We start from the raw sequence: 3364 nt of genomic DNA on the forward strand, positions 1-3364 counted from the left end.
AAGGATCTGTTGCATGACCCATCTAAAAATCACCGGCATGACTTGCGACTCGTGCGCGGCGCACGTCAAGGAAGCGCTGGAAAAAGTGCCAGGCGTGCAGTCGGCGCTGGTGTCCTATCCGAAGGGCACAGCGCAACTCGCCATCGTGCCGGGCACATCGCCGGACGCGCTGACTGCCGCCGTGGCCGGACTGGGCTACAAGGCAACGCTAGCCGATGCGCCACTGGCGGACAACCGCGTCGGACTGCTCGACAAGGTGCGGGGATGGATGGCCGCCGCCGAAAAGCACAGTGGCAACGAGCCCCCGGTGCAGGTAGCGGTCATTGGCAGCGGTGGAGCCGCGATGGCGGCGGCGCTGAAGGCCGTCGAGCAAGGCGCGCAGGTCACGCTGATCGAGCGCGGCACCATCGGCGGCACCTGCGTCAATGTCGGCTGTGTGCCGTCCAAGATCATGATCCGCGCCGCCCACATCGCCCATCTGCGCCGGGAAAGCCCGTTCGATGGCGGTATTGCGGCAACTGTGCCTACGATTGACCGCAGTAAGCTGCTGGCCCAGCAGCAGGCCCGCGTCGACGAACTGCGGCACGCCAAGTACGAAGGCATCCTGGGCGGTAATCCGGCCATCACCGTTGTGCACGGTGAGGCGCGCTTCAAGGACGACCAGAGCCTTACCGTCCGTTTGAACGAGGGTGGCGAGCGCGTCGTGATGTTCGACCGCTGCCTGGTCGCCGCGGGTGCCAGCCCGGCGGTCCCGCCGATTCCGGGCTTGAAAGAGTCACCCTACTGGACTTCCACCGAGGCCCTGGCGAGCGACACCATTCCCGAACGCCTTGCCGTAATCGGCTCGTCGGTGGTGGCGCTGGAGCTGGCGCAAGCCTTTGCCCGGCTGGGCAGCAAGGTCACGGTCCTGGCGCGCAATACCTTGTTCTTCCGTGAAGACCCGGCCATCGGCGAGGCGGTGACAGCCGCTTTCCGTGCCGAGGGCATCGAGGTGCTGGAGCACACGCAAGCCAGCCAGGTCGCCCATATGGACGGTGAATTCGTGCTGACCACCACGCACGGTGAATTGCGCGCCGACAAACTGCTGGTTGCCACCGGTCGGACACCGAACACGCGCAGCCTCGCGCTGGACGCAGCGGGGGTCACTGTCAATGCGCAAGGTGCCATCGTCATCGACCAAGGCATGCGCACGAGCAACCCGAACATCTACGCGGCCGGCGACTGCACCGACCAGCCGCAGTTCGTCTATGTGGCGGCAGCGGCCGGCACCCGTGCCGCGATCAACATGACCGGCGGCGATGCGGCGCTCGACCTGACCGCAATGCCGGCCGTGGTGTTCACCGATCCGCAAGTGGCGACCGTGGGCTACAGCGAGGCGGAAGCCCACCACGACGGGATCGAGACCGACAGCCGCACCTTGACCTTGGACAACGTGCCGCGTGCGCTCGCCAACTTCGACACACGCGGCTTCATCAAGTTGGTTATCGAGGAAGGCAGCCATCGGCTGATCGGCGTACAAGCGGTCGCGCCGGAAGCGGGTGAACTGATCCAGACGGCGGCTCTGGCCATTCGCAACCGCATGACGGTGCAGGAACTGGCCGACCAGTTGTTCCCCTACCTGACGATGGTCGAGGGGTTGAAGCTCGCGGCGCAGACCTTCAACAAGGATGTGAAGCAGCTTTCCTGCTGCGCCGGGTGAGAAAAAGGAGGTGTTCAATGAACGCCTACACGGTGTCCCGGCTGGCTCTTGATGCCGGGGTGAGCGTGCATATCGTGCGCGACTACCTGCTGCGCGGATTGCTGCGCCCGGTGGCGTGCACACCAGGCGGCTACGGCTTGTTCGATGACGCCGCCTTGCAACGGCTGTGCTTCGTGCGGGCGGCCTTCGAGGCGGGCATCGGCCTCGACGCGCTGGCGCGGCTGTGCCGGGCGCTGGATGCGGCGGACGGCGACGAAGCGGCCGCGCAGCTTGCCCTGCTGCGTCAGTTCGTCGAGCGTCGGCGCGAAGCGTTGGCCGATCTGGAAGTGCAGTTGGCCACCCTGCCGACCGAGCCGGCACAGCACGCGGAGAGTCTGCCATGAACAACCCCGAGCGCTTGCCGTCCGAGACGCACAAACCGATCACCGGCTACCTGTGGGGCGGACTGGCTGTGCTGACTTGCCCCTGCCACCTGCCCATCCTCGCTGTCGTGCTGGCCGGCACAACCGCCGGTGCTTTCCTCGGCGAGCATTGGGTCATCGCGGCGCTCGGTTTGACCGGCCTGTTCCTTCTGTCCCTGTCGCGGGCGTTGCGGGCATTCAGGGAAAGAGAATGAGCGCTTTCCGGCCGGATGGATGGACGACGCCGGAACTGGCCCAAGCGGTCGAGCGCGGGCAGCTTGAACTGCACTACCAGCCCGTCGTCGATCTGCGCAGTGGTGGGATTGTCGGCGCGGAAGCCCTGTTGCGCTGGCGTCATCCGACGCTTGGACTATTGCCACCGGGCCAGTTCCTGCCCGTGGTCGAATCGTCCGGCCTGATGCCTGAAATCGGCGCTTGGGTGCTGGGCGAAGCCTGCCGCCAGATGCGTGACTGGCGAATGCTGGCATGGCGACCGTTCCGGCTGGCCGTCAATGTTTCGGCGAGCCAAGTGGGACCGGACTTCGACGGGTGGGTAAAGGGCGTGCTGGCTGATGCCGAGTTGCCCGCCGAGTATCTCGAAATCGAGCTGACCGAATCGGTCGCGTTTGGTGATCCGGCGATCTTCCCCGCCCTGGACGCCTTGCGGCAGATCGGTGTGCGCTTCGCCGCCGATGACTTCGGGACGGGGTATTCCTGTCTGCAACATCTGAAGTGCTGCCCAATCAGCACGCTCAAGATCGACCAATCGTTTGTCGCCGGGCTCGCCAACGACCGCCGCGACCAAACCATCGTGCACACCGTGATTCAGCTTGCGCACGGGCTGGGCATGGATGTGGTGGCTGAAGGCGTGGAAACATCGGCGAGTCTTGATCTATTGCGACAAGCGGACTGCGACACAGGACAAGGCTTCCTGTTCGCGAAGCCAATGCCGGCGGCGGCATTCGCCGTCTTCGTCAGTCAATGGAGGGGTGCCACCATGAATGCAAGTGACTCGACCACCACCAGTTGCTGCGTGTGCTGCAAGGAAATCCCGCTCGATGCCGCCTTCACCCCGGAAGGCGCGGAATACGTCGAGCACTTCTGCGGGTTGGAGTGTTATCAACGCTTCGAAGCGCAAGCGCATCGGTTACGTCCGCGTCAGCAGCTTCGACCAGAACCCAGAACGGCAGCTCGAACAGATCCAGGTGGATAAAGTGTTCACCGACAAGGCGTCGGGCAAGGACACACGGCGGCCCGAACTGGA

4 protein-coding genes and 1 pseudogene are annotated in these 3364 nt (G+C 64.8%); all 5 read left to right on the forward strand.

Annotation, left to right across the window (positions count from 1 at the left end):
- Positions 1 to 13 precede the first annotated feature (13 nt).
- On the forward strand, positions 14 to 1699 hold the full coding sequence (gene merA / locus QZ709_RS05315; RefSeq protein ID WP_011514825.1) for a mercury(II) reductase: 1686 nt from the start codon (positions 14 to 16) through the stop codon (positions 1697 to 1699).
- A gap of 17 nt (positions 1700 to 1716) precedes the next feature.
- Entirely contained in the window at positions 1717 to 2082 is a 366-nt protein-coding gene (merD, locus tag QZ709_RS05320) for a mercury resistance co-regulator MerD (protein WP_000995360.1), read from the forward strand.
- Entirely contained in the window at positions 2079 to 2315 is a 237-nt protein-coding gene (gene merE / locus QZ709_RS05325) for a broad-spectrum mercury transporter MerE (protein WP_003132004.1), read from the forward strand. Before merD ends, merE begins: the two co-directional genes overlap by 4 nt.
- Positions 2312 to 3247 (forward strand): annotated as a pseudogene (locus tag QZ709_RS05330) (DUF3330 domain-containing protein); the annotation flags it as partial. The gene merE and the pseudogene QZ709_RS05330, both read left to right, overlap by 4 nt.
- Positions 3219 to 3364, forward strand: a 146-nt coding sequence (locus tag QZ709_RS05340; protein WP_294636245.1) for a recombinase family protein, incomplete at its 3' end; no start/stop codon positions are given. The pseudogene QZ709_RS05330 and the gene QZ709_RS05340, both read left to right, overlap by 29 nt.

The sequence above is a fragment of the uncultured Aquabacterium sp. genome, assembly GCF_913773725.1.
Lineage (GTDB): Bacteria > Pseudomonadota > Gammaproteobacteria > Burkholderiales > Burkholderiaceae_C > Aquabacterium.

Bases quoted from the DNA above. Each gene is read 5' to 3' on its own strand.
- merA (WP_011514825.1), top strand. From the start codon at position 14: ATGACCCATCTAAAAATCACCGGCATGACTTGCGACTCGTGCGCGGCG.
- merD (WP_000995360.1), top strand. From the start codon at position 1,717: ATGAACGCCTACACGGTGTCCCGGCTGGCTCTTGATGCCGGGGTGAGC.
- merE (WP_003132004.1), top strand. From the start codon at position 2,079: ATGAACAACCCCGAGCGCTTGCCGTCCGAGACGCACAAACCGATCACC.